16 protein-coding genes are annotated in these 19,580 nt (G+C 62.0%); 5 read left to right on the forward strand and 11 right to left on the reverse strand.

All coding sequences use genetic code 11. The features are described 5' to 3' along the window. Positions 1–132 precede the first annotated feature (132 nt). From HU715_RS23355 to bioB, 10 genes are all read right to left on the reverse strand, one after another. Entirely contained in the window at positions 133–1,911 is a 1,779-nt protein-coding gene (locus HU715_RS23355; protein ID WP_186706944.1) for an acyl-CoA dehydrogenase C-terminal domain-containing protein, read from the reverse strand. 271 nt (positions 1,912–2,182) lie between these two features. Next, positions 2,183–3,979 (reverse strand): acyl-CoA dehydrogenase C-terminal domain-containing protein, encoded by a 1,797-nt coding sequence (locus HU715_RS23360; RefSeq protein ID WP_186706943.1) that lies wholly within the window; start codon positions 3,977–3,979, stop codon positions 2,183–2,185. A 91-nt stretch (positions 3,980–4,070) separates the two neighbouring features. Next, positions 4,071–5,360 carry a GGDEF domain-containing protein gene (locus tag HU715_RS23365; RefSeq protein WP_186706942.1) on the reverse strand — a complete coding sequence of 430 codons (1,290 nt, stop codon included), beginning with the start codon at positions 5,358–5,360 and terminating at the stop codon, positions 4,071–4,073. Positions 5,361–5,726: 366 nt separating this feature from the next. Further along, positions 5,727–7,532 carry a phenylacyl-CoA dehydrogenase gene (locus HU715_RS23370; protein WP_186706941.1) on the reverse strand — a complete coding sequence of 602 codons (1,806 nt, stop codon included), beginning with the start codon at positions 7,530–7,532 and terminating at the stop codon, positions 5,727–5,729. 276 nt (positions 7,533–7,808) lie between these two features. Further along, positions 7,809–8,105, reverse strand: a complete 297-nt coding sequence (locus HU715_RS23375; protein ID WP_186706940.1) for a pyrroloquinoline quinone biosynthesis protein PqqE — start codon at positions 8,103–8,105, stop codon at positions 7,809–7,811. 121 nt (positions 8,106–8,226) lie between these two features. Next, positions 8,227–8,907: a dethiobiotin synthase gene (gene bioD, locus HU715_RS23380; RefSeq protein ID WP_186706939.1), complete on the reverse strand. Its 681-nt coding sequence runs from the start codon at positions 8,905–8,907 to the stop codon at positions 8,227–8,229. Further along, entirely contained in the window at positions 8,904–9,716 is an 813-nt protein-coding gene (bioC, locus tag HU715_RS23385) for a malonyl-ACP O-methyltransferase BioC (RefSeq protein ID WP_186706938.1), read from the reverse strand. Before bioC ends, bioD begins: the two co-directional genes overlap by 4 nt. Further along, a complete protein-coding gene (locus HU715_RS23390) occupies positions 9,709–10,440 on the reverse strand; it encodes an alpha/beta fold hydrolase (protein ID WP_186706937.1) in 732 nt (243 codons plus the stop codon). The genes bioC and HU715_RS23390 overlap by 8 nt, the downstream gene beginning before the upstream one ends. Then, positions 10,433–11,611, reverse strand: a complete 1,179-nt coding sequence (bioF, locus tag HU715_RS23395; RefSeq protein WP_186706936.1) for an 8-amino-7-oxononanoate synthase — start codon at positions 11,609–11,611, stop codon at positions 10,433–10,435. The genes HU715_RS23390 and bioF overlap by 8 nt, the downstream gene beginning before the upstream one ends. A gap of 151 nt (positions 11,612–11,762) precedes the next feature. Next, complete coding sequence (bioB, locus tag HU715_RS23400; protein ID WP_186706935.1) at positions 11,763–12,818, reverse strand: biotin synthase BioB; 1,056 nt, start codon at positions 12,816–12,818, stop codon at positions 11,763–11,765. 90 nt (positions 12,819–12,908) lie between these two features. Here bioB and HU715_RS23405 point away from each other — a divergent pair, with 90 nt between their 5' ends. The 5 genes from HU715_RS23405 (at position 12,909) to rarD (ending at position 18,719) form a co-directional block, all read left to right on the forward strand. Continuing rightward, the gene (locus tag HU715_RS23405; protein WP_186706934.1) at positions 12,909–13,649 is read left to right on the forward strand and encodes a ComF family protein; all 741 of its coding nucleotides are present in this window, start codon (positions 12,909–12,911) and stop codon (positions 13,647–13,649) included. A 58-nt stretch (positions 13,650–13,707) separates the two neighbouring features. Beyond that, entirely contained in the window at positions 13,708–14,472 is a 765-nt protein-coding gene (locus HU715_RS23410; protein WP_186706933.1) for a TOBE domain-containing protein, read from the forward strand. A 67-nt stretch (positions 14,473–14,539) separates the two neighbouring features. After that, positions 14,540–16,435 carry a PhoX family protein gene (locus tag HU715_RS23415; protein WP_186706932.1) on the forward strand — a complete coding sequence of 632 codons (1,896 nt, stop codon included), beginning with the start codon at positions 14,540–14,542 and terminating at the stop codon, positions 16,433–16,435. Positions 16,436–16,632: 197 nt separating this feature from the next. Then, positions 16,633–17,607, forward strand: a complete 975-nt coding sequence (locus tag HU715_RS23420; RefSeq protein ID WP_186706931.1) for a serine/threonine protein kinase — start codon at positions 16,633–16,635, stop codon at positions 17,605–17,607. Positions 17,608–17,831: 224 nt separating this feature from the next. Then, positions 17,832–18,719: an EamA family transporter RarD gene (gene rarD / locus HU715_RS23425; protein ID WP_186706930.1), complete on the forward strand. Its 888-nt coding sequence runs from the start codon at positions 17,832–17,834 to the stop codon at positions 18,717–18,719. 217 nt (positions 18,720–18,936) lie between these two features. Here the strand turns inward: rarD and HU715_RS23430 are convergent, their stop codons facing one another. After that, a complete protein-coding gene (locus HU715_RS23430; RefSeq protein WP_186706929.1) occupies positions 18,937–19,455 on the reverse strand; it encodes a glycine cleavage system transcriptional repressor in 519 nt (172 codons plus the stop codon). Between the last annotated feature and the right edge of the window lie 125 nt (positions 19,456–19,580).

Here is a 19,580-nt window from a genome sequence, read left to right on the forward strand (position 1 = left end):
CGTGTCCGTGTTGTTACTTTTGCGCGTCCTGCGCTACGTCCATGGAAGCTAGGTTAGCCCTGGATCCAATTCGCCGATAGAGGGAAAACACCAGCACGTTGTGTAAGCAAATACTTACACAACGTCATCGTTTCAGAACTGGCTGGCTTCCAGCAGGAACAGCGACTCGCTGCCCGCCTTTACCGAAGCGCTCAAGGAGTGGATACGCGGCAGCAGGCGAGCGAAATAGAACCGCGCCGTTCCGAGTTTGCTCGCGTAGAAATCATCCTGGTTTTCCTTGCCCGAGGCAGCCCGGGCCATCAGCGCCCACATGTAGGCATACGCGGTGTAGCCGAACGCCTGGAGATATTCCACCGACGCTGCGCCAATTTCGTTCGGGTTGCTCTTCGCCCGGTCCAGCAGCCAGTCGGTCAACTCATCCAGCGTGTCGACCGCGCCGTTCAACGGCTTGATGAACTCTTCCAAGTCGCCGCTCGCAGTGGCGGTGAAATGGCGAATCTCATCGGCGAACAGGCGATAGAACGCACCGCCGCTGCCGACGATCTTGCGCCCCACCAGGTCCAGCGCCTGGATACCGTTGGTGCCTTCGTAGATCTGGGTGATGCGCACGTCACGCACCAGTTGTTCCTGGCCCCATTCGCGGATGTAGCCATGGCCGCCGAATACTTGTTGACCATGGACGGTGGTTTCCAGGCCCAGGTCGGTCAGGAACGCCTTGGCCACCGGCGTCAGCAACGCCACCAAGTCTTCGGCGCGCTTGCGGGTGACCGGGTCTTCGCTGAACTTGGCGGTGTCCAGTTGCATCGCCACGTAGGTGGAAAACGCCCGGCCACCCTCGTTCGAGGCTTTCATGGTCAACAACATCCGGCGCACGTCGGGATGGACGATGATCGGATCAGCGACCTTGTCCTTGTTCTGCGCACCGGTGGGCGAGCGGCTTTGCAGGCGGTCGCGGGCGTATTCGACGGCGTTCTGGTAGGAGCGCTCACCGGTGGCCAAGCCCTGGATGCCAACCCCGAGGCGCTCGTAGTTCATCATGGTGAACATCGCCGCCAGGCCTTTGTTCGGCTCGCCCACCAGATAGCCCACGGCTTCATCGAAGTTCATCACGCAGGTGGCGGACGCCTGGATGCCCATCTTGTGTTCGATCGAGCCGCAGTTGGCCGCGTTGCGCGCGCCCAGGCTGCCGTCGGCATTGACCATGAACTTGGGCACCAGGAACAGCGAAATGCCCTTGGGGCCTGCCGGCGCGTCCGGGAGTTTCGCCAGTACCAGGTGAATGATGTTCTCGGTGAGGTCGTGCTCGCCACCGGTGATGAAAATTTTCGTGCCACTGACCTTGTAGGAACCGTCGGCCTGGGGCTCGGCCTTGGTGCGGATGATCCCCAGGTCCGTGCCTGCATGGGGCTCGGTCAGGCACATGGAGCCGGCCCAGACGCCGGCGTACATGTTCGGCAGGTACGTCGCCTTCAGCTCTTCGCTGGCATGGGCATTGATCGACAGGCAAGCGCCGGCGGTCAGCATTGGGTACAGGCCGAAGGACAGGCTCGCGGAGTTGACCATTTCCTCGACCTGGGCCGAAACGGCCTTGGGCATGCCCATGCCGCCGTACACCGGATCGCCGCCGACACCGACCCAACCGCCTTCAGCATACGTCTTGTAGGCCTGTGGGAAACCTGCCGGCGTGGTGACGGCGCCGTCCGCCCAGTGGCAGCCTTCTTCGTCAGCGGAGCGACTGAGAGGCGCGATGCTTTTGCTGGTGACTTTGCCGGCTTCTTCCAGGATCGCTTCGACCGTTTCAGCGTCCACGGTGTCGGCCAGCACCGGCAATTGGGCCCAGAGTTTCGCGACCTCGAACACTTCATTGAGGACGAAGCGCATATCGCGCAGGGGCGCTTTGTAGTCAGCCATGGCAAACCTCGCAGGATCTAAACAATTGTTCGTAAAAGACGGTTTTCGCAGTGACCTGAGTGTACCTCAACAACTTTTGCGACACATAGGGTCAACCCATGACCGTTTTGTTATTTTTAGTCATCACAGAAGTTCGAGTAATTTATCGTGGCGAGGGAGCTTGCTCCCGCTTGACCGGGCTGGCGCTCCAGTGCGCAGCGCTCACAAAGAGGGTCTGCTGCGCAGCCCAGCGGGAGCAAGCTCCCTCGCCACAGAGAAATGTTTCAGCCCATCAGAGTGCAAACAACTCCGCAGGTAATTGCATCAGGCAATCGCTCCCCGCCTCGATGGCGGCCCGATGGGCGGTCGTACGCGGCAACAGGCGCTTGAAGTAAAACTCGCACGTCGCCAGTTTGCCTTGGCAAAAATCACTGTCTCCAGTGCCACCGTCGAGTTGCGCCTGGGCCACCAAGGCCATGCGCAACCACAGGTAGGCCAGGATGATGTAGCCGCTGTACATCAGGTAGTCCACTGAGGCGGCGCCCACTTCATCCGGGTTCTTCATGGCAGCCATGCCAACCTGGGTGGTCAGTTCGCCCCATTCCCGGTTGAGCCCGTCCAATTGCGCAATATAGGCGTTGAGCTGCGGATGCCCGGCGTTGGCGGTGCAGAATTTATGGACAATTTTAGTGAAGCCACGCAGTAACTTGCCCTGGCTGCCCAACACCTTGCGCCCCAGCAGGTCCAAGGCCTGGATGCCATTGGTGCCTTCGTAGATCGGCGCGATCCGACAATCGCGCACAAGCTGCTCCATGCCCCACTCGCGGATAAAACCGTGTCCGCCAAAAACCTGCATGCCGTGGTTGGTCACCTCCAGCCCGGTGTCGGTCATGAAGGCCTTGCAGATCGGGGTGAGGAACGCCAGCAGGTCCTCGGCCTCCTGGCGAGCGGTTTCGTCCGGGCTCAGGTGCGCGGTGTCGAGCAGTTGCGCAGTGAAATAGGTCAGCGCCCGGTTGCCTTCGTTGAAGGCCTTCATGGTGAGCAACATCCTGCGCACATCGGGATGGACGATGATCGGGTCGGCGACTTTTTCCGGCGCCTTGGGGCCGGTCAGCGCGCGCATTTGCAAACGGTCATTGGCGTATTTGATCGCCCCCTGGAAGCTCGCTTCCCCCAGGCAAAGGCCCTGCATGCCGGTGCCGAGGCGCGCGTGGTTCATCATGGTAAACATGCAATTAAGGCCTTTGTTCGCCTCGCCGATCAGAAAACCCTTGGCCCCGTCGAAATTCAGCACGCAGGTAGCCGAGGCCTTGATGCCCATTTTGTGCTCGATCGATCCGCAGGAAACGCCGTTGCGCTTCCCGGCCTCACCCGCGGCGTCCGGCAGGAACTTTGGCACGATGAACAGCGAGATGCCCTTGGTCCCGGCCGGAGCATCGGGCAGCTTGGCGAGCACCAGATGAATGATGTTGTCGCTCATGTCGTGCTCGCCGGCGCTGATGAAGATCTTGCTGCCGGTCACCGCGTAGCTGCCGTCCGCCTGGGGCACCGCGCGGGTCTTGATGATGCCGAGGTCGGTGCCACAGTGGGCTTCAGTCAGGCACATGGTGCCGGTCCACTGGCCGGCGGTGAGTTTGCTGAGATAAGTCTGCTTCTGTTCCTCGGTGCCGTGGGCGTGGATGGCCGACATGGCGCCGTGGGTCAGGCCGGGATACATGCCCCAAGAGGTGTTGCTCGATCCGATCATTTCGCTGATGACCAATCCCAGGGAACTGGGCAAGCCCTGGCCACCGTAATCTGGGTCCGCCGCCAGGCCATGCCAGCCGCCTTCCACGTACTGTGCGAAGGCTTGCCTGAAGCCTGTAGGCGTAGTCACCACGCCATTGTCGAAATGGCAGCCCTCTTCATCACCCGAGCGATTGAGGGGCGCCAGCACGTTCTCACAGAACCGAGCGCCCTCCTCGAGAATGGCGCTGACCATGTCTGGGCTGGCATCGCTGGCACCCAGTTCGGCATAGCGGCCATGAAAATCGAAGACGTGGTCGATCAAGAAGCGCATGTCGCGCAGGGGAGCTTTGTACTCGGGCATGGTGGTTTTCTCCGGTAGCAGATCGCTCCAACCTACTGCCGGCCACCCAGGCCCACAATCACAGTCCAGACGCTGAATGCGCCGTCATCACTCAACCCGCGGCGGCTTCCATGCGCACAGCGCCGCGGCGATTCTGCCCATAGGCGATCACACAGTTTCGCCCCGCGCCCTTGGCGTTATAGAGCGCCTGGTCCGCCGATTTGAGCACCTCTTCGGGCGTACGCTGCTCGATGCGCTCGGCCACGCCGATGCTGACGGTCACCGATACGCTGGAGGCGCCAGTGCCGGAGCGCCGCTGGCGACCTTGCTGATCGTCCTGGGGACGGCTGTCGGGATTACGCAGTTGGATAGCGTACGTCTCGATGGACTGGCGAATAACTTCCAGATGGGGCATGCATTCGTCGATGGTCTTGCCCGCGAACACCAGGGCGAATTCCTCGCCGCCGTAGCGATATGCCCTACCGCCACCGCCGATCTTCGACAGTTTGCTGGCGACCAGGCGTAGCACTTGGTCGCCCACGTCGTGGCCGTGGGTGTCGTTGAATTTCTTGAAATGGTCCACGTCGCTCATTGCCAGCACATAGTTACGCCCCAGGCGCTGCATGCGTTCATTCAATGCACGACGCCCCGGCAGGCCGGTGAGCTCGTCACGGAAGGCCATTTGATACGCCTCGTGGGCGACCGCCGCGGCGATCATCAACATCACCTGGCTGCACATGATGTTCAAGGTGAATGGCAGGATGAAGGTTTTCGGCAGCATCCAGAACAACCCAAGCAGTCCCACCAACTGCGCCGCGTGCAACGGCCGGGGGTTACGCCAGTATTGCCAGGCCAGCAGCAGGAACGCGGCGGCGAACATCGGGTAGGACAATTGAATCAGGCTCATCCAGGCGCCGTGCAACGCGGGCCAGCGGATCTCCGACAGCCACAACAACAACGCCTGTGGGAAGCTCTGCTCCAACGCCAGCGCCACGCTGCCGAAAACCAGCAACACCGCAAACCGCGCCACCATGTCCTGGAACAAATGGGTGCGCTCCTGCCACGCCGCGAACAGCCCGAACAACAGCGGCAGCAACAGGCAGACGAGATGGAACACCACCGCCGCGTCTTCACGCACCTTGCCGTTGTCGCGGTAGAAATCGGTCTGGGTATCCAGCAGGAAGTAGGCGATGTACACCGTGACCATCAGAAACAATTCACGTTGACGTCGGTAGACGGAGCAATACGCCCCGCCCAGCAACAACACCAGCGTCGGCAGAACGTTGAACAACGAGGTGAAGAAAACGTTGAGATCCTTGACGTAGGCAGCCGCAAGCCCCGCCACCAACAACAGCAACGACGGTAGGAAATGGCTCAGGCGTACAGCGGAAGAACGCGGCAAGGGTAAAGCTCCGACCCGGCTGATCAAGGATGGCATTGTGCCTGCGCTGTGTGACCGATGTCACACTGCCATCGCTGTAACGGCAGAGCGGGAGGATTTCTTAGGGTTGGGTTGGATGAATATTGTTTCAGGATCACCGCGCCCTTCCCGTGGCGAGGGAGCTTGCTCCCGCTCGGCTGCGAAGCAGTCGTAAACCGGCGGGTGCGGTGTGTCTGATATTCCGCACTTGGCAGGTTTGGGGGCCGCTTCGCAGCCCAGCGGGAGCAAGCTCCCTCGCCACGAATTTGCCTTGACTGGCGTTATGGCAGACACAAAAAAGCCGCTGCTCCCGAAGAAGCAGCGGCTTTTGGAAGAACCGCCTAAGGCTTAGTAGCCCAGCGCGAAGTCTTCTTCTTTCATGTCCATCAGGTTGTTGGCGCCCGACAGCATGGTTGCCACATGGGTACGGGTACGCGGCAGGATGCGCTGGAAGTAGAAGCGCGCGGTCTGCAGCTTGGCGGTGTAGAAGGCTTCTTCGGTGGTGCCGGCGGCGAGTTTTTCCGCCGCCAGGCGTGCCATGTCAGCCCAGAAATAAGCCAGGCAGGCGTAACCGGAGTACATCAGGTAGTCCACCGAGGCCGCGCCCACTTCTTCGCGATCCTTCATGGCTGCCATACCGACCTTCATGGTCAGCTCGCCCCATTCCTTGTTCAGCGCAGCCAGGGGTTCTACGAACTCCTTGACCGCTTCGTTGCCTTCGTTGCCCTGGCAGAACTTGTGGACGATCTTGGTGAAGCCCTTGAGTGCCTCGCCCTGGGTCATCAGCACTTTACGACCCAGCAGGTCCAAGGCCTGGATGCCGGTGGTACCTTCGTACAGCATCGAGATGCGGCTGTCGCGAACGTTCTGCTCCATGCCCCACTCGGCGATGAAACCGTGGCCGCCATAGATCTGCACGCCGTGGTTGGCCGATTCGAAGCCGACTTCGGTCATGAAGGCCTTGGCGATCGGGGTCATGAACGCCAGCAGCGCATCGGCTTTTTTCTTCTCTTCTTCATCCACGCCGTATTTGACGATGTCGACCTGCTTGGCGGTGAAGTAGACCATCGCCCGGTTACCTTCGGCGAAGGCTTTCATGGTCAGCAACATGCGACGCACGTCAGGGTGCACGATGATCGGGTCGGCGGCCTTGTCGGGCGCTTTCGGGCCGGTCAAGGAACGCATTTGCAGGCGGTCACGGGCATATTTCAGGCCGCCCTGGAAGCCGATCTCGGCGTGGGCCAGGCCTTGCAGCGCAGTGCCCAGACGCGCGGTGTTCATGAAGGTGAACATGCAGTTCAGGCCTTTGTTCGCCGGGCCGATCAGGTAACCGGTGGCCGCGTCGAAGTTCATCACGCAGGTGGCGTTGCCGTGGATGCCCATCTTGTGTTCCAGGGAACCACAGCTCACCGCGTTGCGCTGGCCAATGGTGCCATCGGCGTTAGGCAGGAACTTGGGAACGATGAACAGGGAAATGCCCTTGGTGCCGGCCGGTGCATCGGGCAGGCGTGCCAGCACGATGTGGACGATGTTGTCGGCCATGTCGTGTTCGCCGGCCGAGATGAAAATCTTCGTGCCGGAAACCTTGTAGGAACCGTCGGCCTGAGGCTCGGCCTTGGTGCGCAACATGCCCAGGTCGGTGCCGCAGTGCGGTTCGGTCAGGCACATGGTGCCGGTCCATTCGCCGGACACCAGTTTGGTCAGGTAGGCCTCTTGCTGTTCGGGCGTACCGTGTTCGGAAATCGTGTTCATCGCGCCATGGGACAGGCCCGGGTACATGCCCCACGACCAGTTGGCTTCACCGACCATCTCGCTGACCGCCAGGCCCAGGGATTCCGGCAGGCCTTGACCACCGTGCTCGACATCATGGGCCAGGCTTGGCCAGCCGCCTTCGACGAATTGCTTGTAGGCTTCCTTGAAACCGGTCGGGGTTTTCACGCCGGACTCGCTCCAGGTGCAACCTTCGATGTCACCCACGCGGTTCAGCGGAGCCAGCACCTGCTCACAAAACTTGGCGCCTTCTTCGAGAATGGCGTCAACCATGTCCGGAGTTGCGTCCTGGCAAGCCGGAAGGCTCTGATAATGCGCTTCGTAGCCAAGCAGTTCGTCACGAACGAAGCGAATATCACGCAAGGGGGCCTTGTAGTCAGGCATAGCGATAAACCTCTGCTGATGTAACCGGGAATGAACGACCGCGTGGATTTGTTATAGCGGTCAAACAGTTGTTTGAAACATACGTTTACGCCCAAATCTTGTCAAGCGCCGATCTTTTGCCGTTCGTCATCAGCCGAAGAAAATGTCGGACACGGGAAATCCATCGCAATGAAGAATCCGCGATGCGCGTAGGAAAAGATTAGTTGAGCAATAAGACGTTAGAGACAAGAACGCCGCGAATAATCGCGGCGTTTTCGTAAATCTGGAGGAACGGGATCAGGCAAAGGTATCGATCAACGTACCGAGCATTTCGTCGGATGCCTTGGCTACGCTCACACCCAGTTGCACCTGGGACTTGCCCTGGGCCATTTCGACCATGTTGCTGACCAAGTCCGACTGCTGGCTGCGATCCACTGACCGCAAGCGATCCACCTGGACTTCGGACGACTGGCTGGTGACCGATCGCTCGATCGTATTGTTGGCGATCTGGCTGGAGGCCTGATCGACGCGGTTCTGCCCTGTCTGAATCGTGCTCAGACCGGCGTAGAACGCGGTGCTTCCTGAGATTTCCATGGCAGAGTTCGTCTTCTTGAAGGGTCGACAGTGGCCATTGAATCAGAAGGCCAGGGAAAAGGCCCGACAAAAACACTAATGGCACAGTGCCTTGCCATAGGCAAAACCTTGCTGGGGTGTGTCAGTCCAGCAGATCCAATTGCAAGTGTTCGGCCACGGCTTCAGCCGTCACGCTCTGGATCCGCGCCACCCTGCCCAGGCAAGGCGCCGGAAGTCGCTCGGCCAAGGTTGCCAGGTTTTCCTCCAGGCGCGAGGTGGCCGGGTCGATGATGTTCGCGACCCAACCGGCAAGCGGCAAGCCATCACGGGCGATCGCCTCGGCGGTCAACAAGGCGTGGCTGATACAACCCAGGCGCACACCCACCACCAGGATCACCGGCAAGCCCAGCGCTATCGCCAGGTCGGACAGATTATCCTGGCCGGCCAGCGGCACGCGCCAACCGCCCGCGCCTTCGATCAACGTGAAGTCGGCGTCCAGCGCCAGCACTTCGCGCATCGGCCCCAACAGCGACTGCACCGTCAACGCAACACCGGCCTCCCGGGCGGCCAAGTGCGGCGCAATTGCCGGCTCGAACGCCACCGGGTTGACCTGTGCATAAGTCAACGGTATCGAGCATTCCGCCAGCAAGGCCAAGGCATCGGCGTTGCGCAGGCCCTTGGGCGTCACGGCGCAGCCGGAGGCCACGGGTTTTCCGGCAGCCGTGCTCATGCCAGCCTGCCGCGCCGCGTGCAGCAGGCCCGCCGCGACGGTGGTCTTGCCGACATCGGTATCGGTGCCGGTGATGAAATAAGCCTGGCTCATAGCGGTTTCTCCAAAACGGCGTAGACCACTTGGTAAGTCGCGGGCAGCCCCTGTGCCTGACGAAACTGCTCATAAGCTTCAACCAGCGCGAGGATCCGCGCCCTGCCCGTCAAGCCGCCGGGCCGACCAGGGTTCAGATTATGGGCACCCAATGCTTTCAATTCGTGGGTCAGGCTACGTACATCGGGGTAATGCAAAACATGGGGGCGGTTTTCAAGACTGACAACGTTCAACCCGCTGGCCGCGCAAAGCTGTTGATACGTCTCGAATCCACGGAAACGGTTGACGTGCACCAAGCCATCCACCTGACGCCAACTGTCGCGCAATTCGTACAACGTACCTACGCAGAGGCTGGTGAAGGCCAACACTCCGCCCGGTTTCAACACCCGATACGCCTCACTCAGCACCGCGGCAAAATCCTCGCACCACTGCACCGCCAGGCTGGAGAACACCAGGTCGCAGCTCGCCGCCTGCAAAGGCAGCCGCTCGGCGTCACCAGCGATAAAATGCGCGGCGCCACCTTGGGGTCGAGCATGGTTGAGCATACCTTCGGCGATATCCAGCGCCAGCCCTGTGCTCGCGCCGAAACGCGCGCCCAGGGCGCGGGTGAAATAGCCGGTGCCACAACCCAGGTCCAGCCAACGTTGCGGCATGAACGAAGGCGGCAAGCGGTCGAGCAATTGCTGGCCGACGTCGCGCTGCAGCTCGGCCACGCTGTCATAGCTGCTCGCCGCCCGGGAAAACGAAGCCGCCACCTGGCGTTTGTCGGGCAAGGCACCAGGCAAAAGGGGAAGAGACAAATCAGTCATCACCGGACTCATGCAAAAAAGCCTGGATCGCCCCCGCCACACCATGGGGGTCTTCCAGAAGAAATCCGTGGCCGGCCTGTTCGATCAGGCCGATTTCAACATCCGGCAACAAGGCCAGCAAATCACCCGCAGCCTCAGCCGGCACCAAGGCGTCGAGCCCGGCAAACAAATGCAGTTGCGGGCCGCGAAAGCTTTGCAATGCAGCGCGAGTGTCTAACTGCGCCAGCAGTTCGAGCCCGGCCATCAGCACTTCGGACGAAGTGTTCGGCGCCCCGGCCAACAGCAACCGCGACAAGCCGCGCGGATCGCTGCAGCCCTGAGCGCACAGCAAGCTGAAACGCTTGAGAGTCTGGCGTGGGTTGGCCGCACAGCCGGCGAGAAAGCCATCGAAGGTCTGGCCCTCCATCGCGCTCGGCCATTGTTCATGGGCGACAAAGGACGGATTGCTGGCCAAGGTCAACAAGCCGCAGCAGCGCTCACCCCGACGCGCCGCCAGCGCCGACGCCAGCATGCCGCCCAGGGACCAACCGCCCAGCCAGGCGTCCTGGGGCACGGTGGCGTCCAACTCTTCGAGCCATTCATCGGGGTCGCTCGATAGCAAGGCCGGCAACGGTTCGATTTCCACCCGCAGGTGTTCGTCGAGCCCTTGCAAGGCCGCCGCCAGCGGCTCCAGCGGTGAAACGCCCAAGCCCCAGCCGGGCAGCAATATCAGTCGATCACGCATGGCTTGGCTCCGGCCCCAACAGGGCAAAACACTCGGCCAGTGCATTCAACAATAGCTGCACCTGGGCCTCGCTGTGGGCGGCGGTCAGGGTTACACGCAAGCGAGCGCTGCCGGCCGGCACGGTGGGTGGGCGAATCGCCGTGACCATCAGCCCGCGCTCACGCAGCATCTGCGACAGGCGCATGGCCCGCCCCGCATCGCCAATCAGGATCGGTTGGATCGGCGTGAAGCTGTCCATCAATTGCAGGCCGATCTGCTCGGCGCCCTGGCGGAACTGGCGGATCAGCACCTGCAAGTGTTCGCGACGCCAATGTTCGCTGCGCAGCAGTTCGAGGCTCTTGAGGGTGGCGCAGGCCAGGGCCGGCGGCTGGCTGGTGGTGTAGATGTAGGGGCGCGCGAACTGGATCAGGCTTTCGATCAGCTCTTCACTGCCCGCCACAAAGGCACCGGCCGTGCCAAACGCCTTGCCCAACGTGCCGACCAACACCGGCACGTCCTCCCGGCTCATGCCGAAATGTTCGACGACACCGCCGCCGGAAACGCCCAACGTACCGAAACCGTGGGCATCGTCGACCATCAGCCAGGCGCCCTTGGCCTTGGCTTCACGGGCAAGCGCCGGCAAATCGGCCACATCGCCATCCATGCTGAAAACACCGTCGGTGACCACCAGGGTGTTGCCCACTGCTTTTTCCAAGCGTTGGGCCAGGCTCCGGGCATCGTTGTGAAGGTATCGGTTGAAACGCGCACCGGACAGCAGCCCGGCGTCGAGCAACGAAGCGTGGTTGAGGCGGTCTTCCAGCACCGTGTCGCCCTGCCCCACCAGCGCGGTGACTGCGCCGAGGTTGGCCATGTAACCGGTGGTGAACAGCAACGCTCGCGGACGCCCCGTCAGGTCGGCCAAGGCTTCTTCCAAGGCGTGATGCGGGCCGCTGTGGCCGATCACCAGATGGGAAGCGCCACCGCCGACGCCCCAACGGGCCGCCCCCGCGCGCCAGGCCTCGATCACTTGCGGATGGTTGGCCAGGCCCAGGTAATCGTTGTTGCAGAACGCCAGCAGGGGCTGGCCGTCCACCACCACCTCCGGGCCCTGGGGGCTTTCGAGCAGCGGGCGCTGGCGATAGAGATTGTCGGCACGACGGGCAGCCAGGCGTGCGGCGAGATCGAAGGGCATGCAGGCCTCGGGTGAACGCTATTTAAAGGGCTGAAGTAGATCCCCTGTGGGAGCGGGCTTGCTCGCGAAAGCGGTGTGTCTGACAACATTACTTTGCCTGACGCACCGCTTTCGCGAGCAAGCCCGCTCCCACATTTGGTGTCGTGTTAGCTCAGAGGGCGGCGTTATAGAACTGCTCGCTGCTCTTCTGCTCCACCAACGCCTGTTCAATGGCCGCCTGGTGCACTTCGTCAGCATGTTCTTCGCGGGCTTCGGGTTGGATGCCCAGGCGTGCGAACAACTGCATGTCCTTGTCGGCCTGCGGGTTGGCGGTGGTCAACAGCTTGTCGCCGTAGAAAATCGAGTTGGCGCCGGCAAAAAATGCCAGGGCCTGCATTTGCTCGTTCATCGCTTCGCGACCGGCGGAAAGACGTACGTGGGACTGGGGCATCATGATCCGCGCCACGGCGAGCATGCGGATGAAATCGAACGGATCGATGTCTTCGGCATTCTCCAGCGGCGTGCCGGCGACCTTGACCAGCATGTTGATCGGCACCGATTCCGGGTGCTCCGGCAGGTTCGCCAGCTGGATCAGCAGATTGGCGCGGTCATCCAGGGACTCACCCATGCCCAGGATCCCGCCGGAACAGATCTTCATTCCCGAATCACGCACGTAGGCCAGGGTTTGCAGGCGCTCACTGTAGGTGCGGGTGGTGATGATGCTGCCGTAGAACTCCGGCGAGGTGTCGAGGTTATGGTTGTAGTAGTCCAGGCCAGCCTGGGCCAGTGCTTCGGTCTGCTCCTGGTCGAGGCGGCCCAGGGTCATGCAGGTTTCCAGGCCCATGGCCTTCACGCCCTTGACCATTTCCAACACATACGGCATGTCCTTGGCCGACGGGTGCTTCCACGCCGCGCCCATGCAGAAGCGGGTCGAACCGATGGCCTTGGCCCGTGCAGCCTCTTCGAGGACCTTCTGCACTTCGAGCAATTTCTCTTTATCCAGCCCGGTGTTGTAGTGACCGGACTGCGGACAATATTTGCAATCTTCCGGGCAAGCGCCGGTCTTGATCGACAGCAGCGTGGAAACCTGGACGCGATTGGCGTCGAAGTGCGCGCGGTGCACGGTCTGCGCCTGGAACAACAGGTCATTGAATGGCTGGACAAAGAGTGCTTTGACTTCGGCCAAAGACCAGTCATGACGCAGGTTGGCAGTGGTGCTGGCGCTCATGGGCATTTCCTTGATTATGCTTGGCTGGCGCCTGGGGCATGGAATACCCACAGGCGCGACACGGATGTTCGGCATATTTAAGGAAGAGTCATGCGCTGTCAACCACGATACAAAGGACCGGTTTACATCTGGTTAAAAAACAAACAATTCTGCCTATTGTGTGGCGAAAGCACCGATACGCCGCAGCCTATCTGCACCCCTTGCGAAAGCGAGCTGCCCTGGCTCGGCGACCAATGCGGCGTCTGCGCCCTGCCGCTGCCCATGGCCGGGTTGCGCTGCGGCCAATGTGCCTCGCGACCGCCGGCCTTCGAACGCGTCTTGGCGCCCTGGGCCTATGACTTCCCGGTGGACAGCCTGATCACCCGCTTCAAGCATCAGGCGAAATGGCCTCTAGGCCGGCTGCTGGGCGAACTGCTGGCGCAATCGCTGCAACATCATTTCGACGAAGGGCTGGAACGGCCCGACGCCTTGGTACCGGTGCCACTGGCGACACGACGCCTGCGCCAGCGGGGTTTCAACCAAGCAGCGCTGCTGGCCCGCTGGCTCAGTGGATCGTTGGCGATCCCTTGCGATGAAAACCTGCTGCGCCGCACCCAGGATACCCCCGCCCAACAGGCCCTCGATGCCAGGGCTCGGCGACATAACCTGCGCCAGGCCTTTGCCCTGGCGCCCCAGGCAACGTTGCGTAACCGTCACCTGGCATTGGTCGACGATGTGCTCACCACCGGCGCCACCGCCCAGGCGCTGGCGGCTCTATTGCTGGATGCCGGCGCCGCGCGGGTCGATGTGTACTGCCTGGCCCGCACGCCGAAACCCGGTGAGCCGGCTTGACGTGCCGCGCCCAAGGCGCCAACGTCCGCCCATCGACCTTCGCACGCAGTTTTCTGTCATGTCATTGCCCACGCTACTGACCCAGCACATCGTTCGGCGACCCCAACGCATCGCCCTGTTGCAGCACATCGCCGAGCAAGGTTCGATCACCCGCGCCGCCAAGAGCGCGGGCCTGAGCTATAAGGCGGCGTGGGACGCCATCGATGAGTTGAACAACCTCGCGGATCAACCGCTGGTGGAGCGCAGCGTCGGCGGCAAGGGCGGTGGCGGCGCCAAGCTGTCGGAGGAAGGCCAACGGGTGCTGCGCCTGTATCTGCGCCTGCAAGCACTGCAGGCACAACTGCTCGAAGCCAGCGAAGACGCTGGCGACCTCGGCCTGCTCAGCCGCCTGATGCTGCGCACCAGCGCCCGCAATCAATTGCACGGCAAGGTCCTGGGCATCGAGGCCCAGGGACATAACGACCGGGTACGCCTGGAGCTGGCCCGGGGCCTAGTCATCGAAGCGCAGATCACCCACGACAGCACGCTGCGCCTGGAGTTGGGTGTCGGCACCGACGTGGTGGCGCTGATCAAGGCCGGCTGGCTGCAATTGCATCCTGTCGAGCTAGGGGAAAAACCGGGGATCAATATTTTGCGCGGCGTGATCGAGCAGGTCGACGCCGCCCAAGACGGCCCCAGCGAAGTGCGCATTGGCCTGCCCAACGGCCAGACGCTGTGTGCCCTGGCCGATCCGCTACAGTTGCAAGCGCAGGACCTGGCAACCGGCTCACCTGTGCAAGTGACGTTTTCAGCGACAAATGTGCTGCTCGGCACACCGCTGTAGCGCGTTGCAACAATAGTTTCATCGACCCGCTTTAAGGTGACTGCCAAAACCAGCAGGGAGCCTGATGATGAGCCTATTAGAAGAAAACCAATCCACCGACCTGGAAAAGATCGTCGGCCTGAGCCGTCGCCGTTTCATCGGCGCTGGCGCCTTGTGCGGCGCGGCGATGTTCCTGGGCGGCAACCTGCTGAGCCGCAGCGTCATGGCCGCCGCCGTGAGCGAAGGCAATAAAAGCATGCTGGGCTTCAACAGCATTGCCGCCTCCACCGCCGACACCATTACGTTGCCGCCGGGCTACAAGGCCTCGGTGCTGATCAGTTGGGGCCAGCCGTTGAAGAAAAATGCACCGGCGTTCGACCCCAGCGGCAATGGCACCGCCCGCGCACAGGAAGTGCAGTTTGGCGACAACAACGACGGCATGAGCCTGTTCGAATTCCCCGGCGACAAGAACCGGGCGCTGTTGGCGATCAACAACGAGTACACCAACTACCAATACCTGTTCCCTCACGGCGGCCAACCGCAGTCGGCCGAAGACGTGCGCAAGGCCCAGGCCAGCGAAGGCGTGTCGGTGATCGAAATCCAGCGCCGTCGCGGCCAATGGCAATTCGTCCAGGACTCGCGCTACAACCGCCGGATCCATGGCAATACGCCGATCCGCCTGCGCGGCCCGGCCGCTGGCCACGACCTGCTGAAAACCAGCGCCGACAAGAGTGGCAAGAAAGTGCTCGGCACCTTCCAGAACTGTGCCAACGGCATGACCCCGTGGGGCACCTACCTGACCTGCGAAGAGAACTTCACTGACTGCTTCGGCAGCAGCAAGTCGGACCTGCAATTCGACGCGGCACAAAAACGCTATGGCGCCACCGTCACCAGCAGCGAAATCAATTGGCACCTGCACGACCCGCGTTTCGATCTGGCGAAGAACCCCAACGAACTCAATCGCCACGGCTGGGTGGTGGAAATCGATCCGTTCGATCCAGAATCCACCCCGGTGAAACGCACCGCCCTGGGCCGCTTCAAGCATGAAAACGCGGCCCTGGCGCAGACCAATGACGGTCGCGCCGTGGTGTACATGGGCGATGACGAACGTGGCGAATTCATCTACAAGTTCGTCAGCCGCGAGCGCATCAACCATCGCAATGCCAAGGCCAACCGCAACCTGCTGGACCATGGCACGTTGTACGTGGCGCGCTTCGATGCCGGCGACGGCAACCCGGACCATCCCAAGGGCAAAGGCCAATGGATCGAGTTGACCCATGGCAAGAACGGCATCGACGCCAGCAGCGGTTTCGCTGATCAGGCCGAGGTGTTGATCCATGCGCGCCTGGCCGCCACCGCCGTTGGCGCCACGCGCATGGACCGCCCGGAGTGGATCGTGGTCAGCCCCAAGGACGGCCAGGTCTATTGCACCCTGACCAACAACTCCAAGCGTGGCGATGCCGGCCAGCCAGTGGACGGGCCGAACCCTCGGGCCAAGAACGTCTACGGGCAGATCCTGCGCTGGCGCACCGACCGTGACGATCACGCCTCCAAGACCTTCGACTGGGACCTGTTCGTGGTCGCCGGCAACCCAACGGTACACGCGGGTACGCCGAAGGCCGGCTCGTCCAATATCAACCCACAGAACATGTTCAACAGCCCCGATGGCCTGGGTTTCGACAAGGCCGGGCGGCTGTGGATCCAGACCGACGGTGACTCGAGCAACGCAGGCGACTTCGCGGGCATGGGCAACAACCAGATGCTGTGCGCCGACCCCAACAGCGGTGAGATCCGCCGCTTCATGGTAGGGCCGGTAGGCTGCGAAGTGACCGGGATCAGTTTCGCGCCGGACTACAAGACGCTGTTCGTCGGGATCCAGCATCCCAGCGGCGCCTCGACCTTCCCTGAGCACCTGCCCAACGGCAAGCCGCGCTCGTCGGTGATGGTGATCACGCGGGAGGATGGCGGAGTCATCGGCGCCTGACCCTCTGTGGCGAGGGAGCTTGCTCCCGCTGGGTTGCGCAGCGACCCCACTTTTTTGTGGGCGCTAAGCACTGGAGCGCCAGCCCGGCCAAGCGGGAGCAAGCTCCCTCGCCACGAAGTCTCACCAATCAATCCCGACTGCTTTGCGCTACCATGCTGGGCCGGACGCGGCAGCCCTGCCGCTGCGCAGGAGTCAGCATGTCCCATCCGTTTGAAACCCTCACGCCCGACCTGGTGCTCGATGCCGTTGAAAGCATCGGCTTTCTCAGCGACGCCCGCGTGTTGGCCCTCAACAGCTACGAGAACCGCGTCTATCAAGTCGGCATCGAAGATTCCGAGCCGCTGATCGCCAAGTTCTATCGCCCCCAGCGCTGGACCAACGAAGCGATCCTGGAAGAGCACAGCTTTACCTTCGAACTTGCAGACTACGAAGTGCCCGTGGTGGCGCCGCTGATCCACAACGGCGCCAGCCTGCACGAGCACGCCGGGTTCCGTTTCACCCTGTTTCCCCGTCGCGGCGGCCGAGCGCCGGAGCCGGGCAATCTCGACCAACTCTATCGCCTGGGCCAACTGCTTGGGCGCCTGCACGCGCTCGGGGCGACCCGGCCATTCGAGCACCGTGAAGCCTTGGGCGTGAAGAATTTCGGCCACGACTCGTTGGAGACAGTGCTGCAAAGCGGCTTCGTCCCCCGCAGCCTGCTGCCGGCCTACGAGTCGGTCGCCCGGGACCTGCTCAAGCGCGTCGAAGAGGTCTACGCCGCCACGCCCCACCAGAACATCCGCATGCACGGCGATTGCCATCCCGGCAACATGATGTGCCGCGACGAGGTGTTCCACATCGTCGACCTCGACGATTGCCGCATGGGCCCGGCGGTGCAGGATTTATGGATGATGCTCGCCGGCGATCGCCAGGAATGCCTGGGACAGTTGTCGGAATTGATGGACGGTTACCAGGAGTTCCACGATTTCGACCCCCGTGAACTGGCGCTGATCGAGCCACTGCGAGCCCTGCGCCTGATGCACTACAGCGCCTGGCTGGCGCGGCGCTGGGACGACCCGGCCTTTCCCCGCAGCTTCCCGTGGTTCGGCAGCGAACGCTACTGGGGCGACCAGGTGCTGGCGTTGCGCGAGCAACTGGCGGCGCTCAATGAAGAGCCGTTGAAGCTTTTCTGATTGGGCTGGGTTCCGCCAGTCACCGCAAATCCTCTGTGGGAGCGGGCTTGCTCGCGAAAGCGGTGGATCGGCTTGCATTGATGTTGAATGTGCAGCCGCCTTCGCGAGCAAGCCCGCTCCTACAAAGGACTTGTGCCGGGACGATTCCTAACAAGGTTCACAGCACGACCAGACAAATCTCCTTACAATCACCCCTTTGTTAGCTGCCTAAGCAAGGATTCTGCATGCAAGCCGCCAACCCGCGTCGCGGGTACATCCTGGGCCTGAGTGCCTACATCATCTGGGGTCTGTTCCCGATCTACTTCAAGGCCATCGCCAGCGTGCCGTCGGTGGAAATCATCATCCACCGGGTGCTGTGGTCGGCCCTGTTCGGCGCGGCGTTGCTGCTGGTGTGGAAACACCCGGGCTGGTGGCGCGAACTGCGGGACAATCCACAACGCCTGGCGATCCTCGCCCTGAGCGGGACGCTGATCGCGGCCAACTGGCTGACCTACGTCTGGGCAGTGAATAACGAGCGCATGCTCGAAGCCAGCCTGGGTTATTACATCAACCCGCTGGTCAACGTGTTGCTGGGCATGTTGATCCTCGGTGAGCGCCTGCGCCGCATGCAATGGCTGGCGGTGGGATTGGCGGCAGTCGGCGTGGCGCAGCAGGTCTGGCAAGTGGGCAGCCTGCCGTGGGTGTCGCTGGTGCTGGCGCTGACCTTCGGTTTCTATGGGCTGATCCGCAAACAGGCGCCGGTCAAGGCCTTGCCGGGACTGGTGGTGGAAACCTGGATGCTGGTGCCAATCGCCATCGCCTGGTTGCTGTTCAACCCCACGGCCACCAGTGCCCAGGCGACATTCTGGACCACCTCCGAAGCCTGGTGGCTGGTGGCGGCGGGCCCCGTGACGCTGGTGCCGTTGGTGTGTTTCAACGCCGCAACACGGCATTTACCCTACACGACCATCGGTTTTCTGCAGTACATCGCGCCGACGCTGGTGCTTTTGCTCGCCGTGCTGCTGTTCGGTGAGCATTTGTCGTCCAGCACGCTGGTAGCGTTCCTGTTTATCTGGGCCGGGCTGGCGGTGTACAGCATCGATGCCGTGATCAGCATGCGCCGGCGCAACTGATCAAGAAACATACAAACCTCTACAGGCCACGCCTGGCGTGGCCTGCGCTTATCCTTCCCAAGGTTATCCACAGCGTGATCCCCGCCGTTTGTGCACAAGCCCTTGAAAACTGGTGATTTTTTGATCATCTGCCGCTGAGCCCCGGCAGGCCTGGGCTGGAGCCGGGTCTCTACAGGTTATCCACAGGCAGGCGCAGTTTTTCCTTGGATAACCCTCGTCACGCTTCGTCGCTGAACTTGAGTTCCACCATCAACTCATCGGCCAAGGTCTCAAGGCGTTCCTGCAACGCCTCCAGCGACAGCGTCAAGGGCACGCCCAGGAGCGCCTCGGCATGAAACAGCAGCTCGCTGCTCATCGGTGCCGGCCGGACATGGGTCACCAAGCGTTCGACATTGACGCCCTGCTCGCTCAACAACCGGGTGATGTCCCGCACGATACCGGGACGATCATTGCCCACCAGCTCCATGGTGATGGGTTTCCAGGAGCAGGACTCTTCAACGGCGCTTTCCGCAATCAACACACGAATGCTGTGGGCCGATAACCCTTGCAACGCTTCGATCAACTCTTCATGGGCCTCGGCCGGGGCGCTGATTCGCAGGATCCCGGCAAACTGCCCGGCCAAGTGCGACATGCGGCTCTCCAGCCAGTTACCGCCATGGGCGGCGATGCAATCGGCAATGCGCTCGACCTGCCCGGGCTTGTCCGGGGCGAAAACAGTGATGACGAGGTGGTCCATGGGCGCAGTCCTCTTGTTGATGGAAGGGACAGTATAGGCAAGAGAGACAATCAGCACGGTCGCGCTTTTGTGGCGAGGGAGCTTGCTCCCGCTGGGCCGCGCAGCGGTCCCAGAATGTCAGTGCT

The sequence above is a fragment of the Pseudomonas zanjanensis genome (assembly GCF_014268745.2).
GTDB classification, from domain to species: Bacteria; Pseudomonadota; Gammaproteobacteria; order Pseudomonadales; family Pseudomonadaceae; genus Aquipseudomonas; species Aquipseudomonas zanjanensis.